Source organism: Falsiroseomonas sp., assembly GCF_030695085.1.
Taxonomy (GTDB): Bacteria; Pseudomonadota; Alphaproteobacteria; order Acetobacterales; family Acetobacteraceae; genus Falsiroseomonas.
In genome coordinates, this window is record NZ_JAUYTS010000002.1 from 41501 (window position 1) to 48729 (window position 7229).

The 7229-nt window shown below is 69.2% G+C and carries 7 protein-coding genes; 4 read left to right on the top strand and 3 right to left on the bottom strand.

The features are described from left to right. The first annotated feature begins 4 nt into the window (after positions 1–4). Positions 5–1210, top strand: a complete 1206-nt coding sequence (locus Q8S40_RS00330; RefSeq protein WP_305668839.1) for a pyridoxal phosphate-dependent aminotransferase — start codon at positions 5–7, stop codon at positions 1208–1210. Here the strand turns inward: Q8S40_RS00330 and Q8S40_RS00335 are convergent. Both Q8S40_RS00335 and Q8S40_RS00340 read right to left on the bottom strand, forming a co-directional pair. Continuing rightward, positions 1207–2400, bottom strand: a complete 1194-nt coding sequence (locus tag Q8S40_RS00335; protein WP_305668840.1) for an LLM class flavin-dependent oxidoreductase — start codon at positions 2398–2400, stop codon at positions 1207–1209. The two genes, Q8S40_RS00330 and Q8S40_RS00335, sit on opposite strands and share 4 nt — an antisense overlap. A 51-nt stretch (positions 2401–2451) precedes the next feature. Further along, positions 2452–3342 carry a TauD/TfdA family dioxygenase gene (locus Q8S40_RS00340; protein WP_305668841.1) on the bottom strand — a complete coding sequence of 297 codons (891 nt, stop codon included), beginning with the start codon at positions 3340–3342 and terminating at the stop codon, positions 2452–2454. A 132-nt stretch (positions 3343–3474) separates the two neighbouring features. On the opposite strand from Q8S40_RS00340, the gene Q8S40_RS00345 reads away from it, so the two are divergent. The 3 genes from Q8S40_RS00345 (at position 3475) to htpG (ending at position 6296) form a co-directional block, all read left to right on the top strand. Beyond that, on the top strand, positions 3475–4041 hold the full coding sequence (locus Q8S40_RS00345; protein ID WP_305668842.1) for a histidine phosphatase family protein: 567 nt from the start codon (positions 3475–3477) through the stop codon (positions 4039–4041). Continuing rightward, the gene (locus Q8S40_RS00350; protein ID WP_305668843.1) at positions 4038–4391 is read left to right on the top strand and encodes a hypothetical protein; all 354 of its coding nucleotides are present in this window, start codon (positions 4038–4040) and stop codon (positions 4389–4391) included. The genes Q8S40_RS00345 and Q8S40_RS00350 overlap by 4 nt, the downstream gene beginning before the upstream one ends. 72 nt (positions 4392–4463) lie before the next feature. Further along, the gene (gene htpG, locus Q8S40_RS00355) at positions 4464–6296 is read left to right on the top strand and encodes a molecular chaperone HtpG (protein WP_305668844.1); all 1833 of its coding nucleotides are present in this window, start codon (positions 4464–4466) and stop codon (positions 6294–6296) included. Between the two features lie 89 nt (positions 6297–6385). Here htpG and Q8S40_RS00360 read toward each other — a convergent pair whose 3' ends face one another. Then, the gene (locus Q8S40_RS00360; RefSeq protein ID WP_305668845.1) at positions 6386–7135 is read right to left on the bottom strand and encodes a 3-deoxy-manno-octulosonate cytidylyltransferase; all 750 of its coding nucleotides are present in this window, start codon (positions 7133–7135) and stop codon (positions 6386–6388) included. Positions 7136–7229 lie beyond the last annotated feature (94 nt).

Consider the following 7229-nt stretch of genomic DNA (forward strand, 5'->3'; position numbering starts at 1 on the left):
ATTCATGAGTGACGTCATCGCGGATCGTCTGAACCGCATCTCCCCCTCCCAGACCACGGCCATGCGCCAGCGCGCCCAGGCGCTGAAGGCGGAGGGGAAGGACGTGCTGGCGATTTCCTCCGGCGAGCCGGATTTCGACACGCCGGAGCACATCAAGGACGCGGCCATCGCCGCCATCCGGAACAACCAGACGCGCTACACCGATATCTCTGGCACCTTGGCCCTGCGCCGTGCGGTCGCCCAAAAGTTCAAGCGCGACAACGGGCTGGACTACGCGCCGGATGAGATCCTGGTGGGCACCGGCGGCAAGCAGGTGATCTATGACGCGCTGATCGCCACGATCAATGCGGGCGACGAGGTCATCATCCCGACCCCGTGCTGGGTGTCCTATCCGGATATCGTGGGGCTCGCCGATGGCACGCCGGTGCTGCTGCCCTGCGGCCCGAACCAGGGCTTCAAGCTGACGCCGGAGCAGTTGGAAGCGGCCATCACGCCGAAGACGAAGTGGCTGATCGTCAACACGCCCTCCAACCCGACCGGGGCGACCTACAGCGCCGACGAACTGCGTGCGCTGTGCGACGTGCTGCTGCGGCATCCGCAGGTGCACATCCTGACCGACGACATCTACGAGAAACTGGTTTTCGACGGCCGCCGCTTCGCCACCTTCGCGCAGGTGGAACCCCGCCTGCGCGACCGCACGCTGACGATGAATGGCTGTTCCAAATCCTACGCCATGACCGGCTGGCGCATCGGCTTCGGCGGCGCGCCGCGGCACCTGATCAAGGCGATGGACAAGCTGCAGGGGCAATCCACCTCCAACACCTGCTCCATCGCGCAGGCCGCGGCCGTCGCCGCGCTGGAAGGCCCGCAGGATGCGACGGAGGCGATGCGCCAGGTGTACGAGGCGCGGCGCAACCGCGTGGTCGCATCCCTCAACGCCACGCCGCATCTGCGCTGCCACATGCCGGAGGGTGCCTTCTACGCCTTCCCGGACATGACGGCCTGTCTCGGGATGACCACGGCGGCGGGCACGAAGATCACCAATGACTGGGACTTCGTCTTCGCGCTGCTGACGGAACAGGGTGTTGCGACGGTGAACGGCACCGCCTTCATGTTCCCCGGCCATTTCCGCATCAGCTTCGCAGCAGCCGATGCGCTGCTGGAGGATGCGTGCCTGCGCATCCACCGCTTCTGCGAAGGGCTCAGCTAAACGTCGCGCGCGCCGGAGGCCCTTGCCGCGAAGGCCTCCGGCACCGCCTTGCCCGCATCGGTGAAGGCCTTGCGCAGTGCCTCAACGTTCGGGCTGAAGATGGTCTTGCGGTTGGCCACCGCCCATTCATGCGATCCGCGCACCGTCTCCAGCGATTGCTGGAAGCGCGGCATCACCCAGCGGGCGAACAGCTCGTAGCTGCGCCAGGTCTGTTCGCGATTGGCCCAGTCATGCGCGCGGAACAGGAAGCCACAGAAGCCGCCCTCGCTTTTCTCGACAAGGTTCTCGATGCCGCGCGCCACCGTCTCCGGCGATCCGACCAGGGTGGTGCCGGCCTGCACGCCATCGGTCAGCGGGTCCTGCGACCGGCCGGGCGGGCGGCCCAGCGCGTCCTCGAAATAGGTCACCGTCTCCAGCCGTTCGCCGACCCGCACATCGGCCAGCGCCTGCTCGTCGGTCTCCGCCACATGCACATTCATCACCATACGCCAGTCGCGGCGGCTGATGGTCTTGCCATGCGCGGCGGCCGATTCCTCCGCGATCTTCCACTGGCCGGGCAGCGCTGAAGGCCCGCCCGGCATTCCGGCGCCGAGCGAGAGAATACCAACGCCATGCTTGCCTGCCACCGCCGGCCCCGCAGGCGTCAGCGTGCTGGCCACCGCGATGGGGAAATGCGGGTCGGAATAGGGCTTCAGATGCAGCCGCGCCTCATGCATCTCGAACCAGTCGGTCTTGCGCGTCACCGGCCCGTCGCAGGCCAGCAGCGCCATGATGGCCTCCAGCGACTCATCCATGCGGCGACGCTGCGTGGAAGGCTCGATGCCGAGCATATAGGCGTCCGAGACCAGCGCGCCCGGCCCGCAGCCCAGCATCACCCGCCCGCGCGTCATGTGGTCCAGCTGCACGAAACGCTGCGCCACCAGGAAGGGGTGGTGGTAGGGCAGGCTGGTGACGCCGGAACCGAGGCGGATGGTCTTGGTCCGCTCCGCCGCCGCGGCGATGATCAGTTCCGGCGAGGCGATGGTCTCCCACCCCGCGGAGTGATGTTCGCCGATCCAGGCCTCGTCATAGCCGAGCCGGTCGAGCAGCTCGATCATCTCGATGTCGCGGGAGATGGCCAGCGTGGGATTGTCGCCCAGCCGGTGGAAGGGCGCCAGGAAGATCCCGAACTGCATGCCACGCTTCGCCATCTGTGCTTCTCCCGCAACCGGGAGAAGCTTCAACCCGAACCGCTCAGCAGGTCAAACCGGCCGGTCGCCCTGGATGGTCACGCGGTTGCCGTAGCGCGTCGCCGGCCAGTAATCCCACATGGCGCGGTGCTGGGCGCAGCGATTATCCCAGAAGGCGACGGAATTGGCGCGCCAGCGGAAGCGGCACTGGAACAGCGGGTTGGCGCTGTGCTCGAACAGATAGGCCAGGATGCCGGTGCTCTCATCCGCCGGGATGTCCAGGATGCGTCGGGTGAAGCCCTTGTTGACGAACAGCGCCTTGCGGCCCGTGACGGGATGGGTGCGGATCACCGGATGCACCGCGCGCGGATATTCGGGTTTGTCCTGCACGCCGAGATTGGCATAGGTGCCGCGATACACCTCCTCCCCGTCATGCAGGGCGGTCAGGCCTTCGAGGTAGGCCTTCATGCGGTCCGACAGCGCGTCATAGGCCGCGTACATGTTGGCGAACAGCGTATCGCCGCCCACTGCCGGCTGCTGCTTGATGTAGAGGATACTGCCCATCGGCGGTTCCTCGTCGCAGGACACGTCGGAATGCCAGAATTCGCCATTGGCGCGCGGGCTGTCACGATCGGCCTTGATGATCATCAGCGCCGGGTGGCCCTCGGTGGGCGCGGCGGGGTGGATGTGCAACTCGCCGAATTGCCGGCCGAAGGACAGATGCTGCTCAGCCGTCAGGGTCTGGTCGCGGAAGAAGATCGCCAGGTTCTCGGCCAGCGCCCGGTGAATCTCCTGCATCTGCGCCTCGGTCGGGTTGCCGATATCGACGCCGCCGATCTCGGCGCCGATCACCGGCGTCAGCTTCTCCACCGTGATGGCACGATAGGGCGCGCCCGCCTCCGCGCTGTGCTTGTAGCGCGGGCCCTTGGCGCCCGTTGGATTGGCGGGGCTGACATGGTTCATGGTTGTTTCCTTCCCAGTTCCGTGGCCCGGTTCGGTAGCCCGGGGCCGCGGCACCGCCCGATGGGAACAGCCGCGCAGAGGTGCGTCAACTCACGGCTTTACATCCGCGCCGGCGGCACGATTTCTGGAACGATGCGATCCTCCCTCCCCCGCCGCGCCGTCCTGGCGCTTCTGGTCGCCGGGCCGGCACGCGCCCAGCCTGCGCCGGAGTCCGAATCCGCCTGGCAGGCCCTGGCCGGGGGTGGCATGGCCCTGTTCCGCCATGCCATCGCGCCGGGGGGCGGTGATCCGCCGGGGATGCGGCTCGGTGATTGCAGCACCCAGCGCAATCTGAGCGATGAGGGCCGCGCCCAGGCGAGGCGGATCGGCGCCGCCTTCCGCGAGCGCGGCATTGCGGTCGGTGCCGTGCATGCCTCCGCCTGGTGCCGGGCGCTGGAAACCGCGGAGCTGGCCTTCCCGGGCCAGGTGCAGCCGGAACCCGCCTTCGATTCGTTCTTCGGCGCGCGCCAGGACGCGGAGGCCCGGACGGCGGCGGCGCGGCGCGTGCTGCTGGGCTGGGACGGGCCGGGCGCCATGTTCGTGGCGACGCACCAGGTGAACATCACCGCCCTGACCGGCATCTTCCCGGCCTCCGGCGAGGGCGTGGTGCTGCGCCGGGATGGCGGGGCGCTGCTGGTGGTGGGGCGCATCCGGCCATGACCATCGCACCGGCGATCCTGCTGCTGGTGCTGACGCTGGCGGCCGGCGTGGCGGCGGGGCTGTTGTTCCTGCAACGTGCCCGCCGGCCCTGGCTGGTGACGGCGCATCTGGTCCTGGCGCTGGGTGCCACCGCCACGGTTGCGCTGCTGTTGGCCACAAGCCCGCGCGGCGAAGGCGGCCCGCCGGGGCTGGTGCCGCTTGTCATGCTCACGGTATCACTCGCCGCCGGCTGGTCCGCCGGCCGCATCGCGCGGCGCCGCCGGCCGGGCGCCACCCTGCTGCTGGCCGGCCATGCGGTGCTTGGCGTGGCGGGCTTCCTGGTCTTCCTCGCCTGGGCGCGGAACCTGTAGAGCCCGCAGTTGAAAAGCGCCGCGCCACCTCGCATATCGCGCGCCGCGCAAACCAACTGAGGACCTGCCCCGATGAGCGATACCGTGGAGCGGCATGAATTCGGCGCCGAGGTCGGCCGCCTGCTGGATCTGGTCGTCCACGCGCTTTACTCCGACCGCGAGATCTTCCTGCGCGAGCTGGTGGCCAATGCCGCCGACGCCACGGATCGCCGGCGGTTCGAGGCGCTGACCGACCCCGCGCTGATGGCGCCCGAGGGTGCGAAGCTGCGGATCGTGCCGGACAAGGCGGCGCGCACGCTGACCATCTCCGATTCCGGCATCGGCATGTCGAAGGCCGACCTGGTGCAGCATCTCGGCACCATCGCGCGCTCCGGCACGCTGGCCTTCGCCAAATCGCTGGCCGATGCGCCGGCGGCCGACAAGCCGAGCCTGATCGGGCAATTCGGCGTCGGCTTCTATTCGGCTTTCATGGTTGCGGAGCGGGTGGAAGTCACCTCCCGCCGCGCCGGGGGGGAGGAAGCCTGGCTCTGGGCCAGCGCCGGGGCGGGCGACTACACCCTGGCACCTGCGACGCGGGAGGAAGCCGGCACCGACATCGTGCTGCACATGAAGCCGGATGCGGAGGAGTTCCTCGAGCCGATCCGGCTGCAGACCATCATCCGCAAATGGGCCGACCACATCACCATCCCCATCACCGTTGTGAAGGACGGTGTGGATGAGCCGGCCAATGAAGGCACCGCGCTGTGGCGCAAATCCAAATCCGAGGTGACGGAGGAACAGACCACCGAATTCTACCGCCACCTCGGCAATATCTTCGACCAGCCCTGGTCCACCCTGCACTGGCGGGCCGAAGGCGCTCTGGATTTCACCGCGCTGCTGTTCATCCCCGGCATGAAGCCCTTCCAGGCGGTGGAAGGCGAGCGCGAAAGCCGCGTGCGGCTGCATGTCCGCCGCATGTTCATCACGGATGAGGCGGCGCTGCTGCCGCCCTGGCTGCGCTTCGTGCAGGGCGTGGTGGATACCGAGGACCTGCCGCTCAACGTCTCCCGCGAGATGCTGCAGGCCACCCCGGTGCTCGCCCGCATCCGCCGCGCGGTGACCAGCCGGGTGCTGTCGGAGCTGAAGACCAAGGCCAAGGATGCGGAATCCTACGCCGGCTTCTGGGAGAATTTCGGCCCGGTGCTGAAGGAAGGCGTCTGGGAGGATGCCGAGCACCGCAAGGACCTGGCGCCCCTGCTGCGTTTCCGGTCCTCCGCCGTAGAGGGCTGGACCTCCCTGCCCGACTATGTGGCGCGGATGAAGCCGGGGCAGGACGCCATCTATGTGCTGCTCGGCGACAATGCCGAGGCGCTGGCCAAATCCCCGCAGCTCGAGGGCTTCCGGGCCAAAGGCGTGGAGGTGCTGCTGCTGACCGACCAGATCGACGCCTTCTGGCCGGAGCGGCTCGCGACCTTCGAGGACAAGCCGATCCGCAGCATCACCCAGGGCAGCATTGACCTGTCCGCGGTGGAGGGCGGCGCGCAGGACGGCGAGGCCGCGGACCTCGCGCGCCTGCTGCCGCTGCTGAAGGACGCGCTGAAGGACCATGTGGCCGATGTGCGCGGCACGGACCGGCTGGTGGATTCAGCCGTGGTGCTGGCCGCCGGTGCGATGGGGCCGGACCTCCAGATGCAGCGCCTGATGCGCCGCGCCGGCCGCGGCTTCCCGGGTGGATTGCCGGTGCTGGAGGTGAATCCCCGCCACGCGCTGATCCGCCGCCTGGCGGAAAAGGCCGCGACGGAGACGGATCTGGCGGACAGCGCCGGCCTCCTGCTGGACCTGGCCCGGGTGCAGGATGGCGACACGCCGCGGGACCCGGTGGCCTTCGCGCGGCGGGTGGCGGAGGCGCTGGCGATCGGCGGCTGAGGCTGGCGCGGCGGCGCCGGAACCACCCGCGGCGGCCCTTCACCCAACCCTCTCCTCCCTTCGGGGGAGAGGGTTTCCGTTATGCGTGGTCAGGCTGGCGCTGATCCGGCCGCGCCCGCCAGGATGTCTCGCGCGCGTTGCAGATCCTCGGGCGTGTCGACGCCGAGCGGCACGTCATCGACCACCACCGCGTCGATCCGCATGCCGGCTTCCAGCGCGCGCAATTGCTCCAGCTTCTCCCGCAGTTCCAGCGGCGAGGGCGGCAGCGCCACCATGCGCTGCATCGGTCCCCGGCGCCACGCATAGAGGCCGATATGGTGCCAGAGCGGCCCGTCCCCGGTCGGCGCGGTGGCGCGGGTGAAGTACAGGCAGCGGAAGCGGCCGGGCGCGACCTCGGTGCCCACCATCTTCACCACGGAAGACGCCGTGCGTTCCTCCGCCCGGCGGATCAGCGCCACCAGCGTCGCGGCATCCACCGCCTGGTCGGCCAGCGGGCCGAGGGCCGCGCGGATGGCGGCGGGCGCGATGGTGGGAAGATCGCCCTGCACATTCACCACCACGTCATGCAGGCCCGCCGGGTCGGCCGTCGCCAGCGCCTCCGCGATCCGGTCGGTGCCGGAGGGGTGGTCGTCGCGCGTCATCTGCACCCGTCCGCCTGCGGCACGGATCGCCGCCGCCACCTCCGGGCTGTCGGTCGCGACCAGCACGGGGCCGATCTCGGCCTCGATCGCCCGGCGCCAGACATGGACGATCATCGGCTCGCCGAGGATGTCGGCCATCGGCTTGCCCGGAAGGCGGGTGGCCGCCATGCGCGCCGGGATGACGATGATCGGGTTCAAGCGCGGAAACCCTTGACCAGCGCGTCGATCTGCATGAGCCGGCCGACCAGCGCCTCGAACTGCGAAAGCGGCACCATGTTGGGGCCGTCGGAGG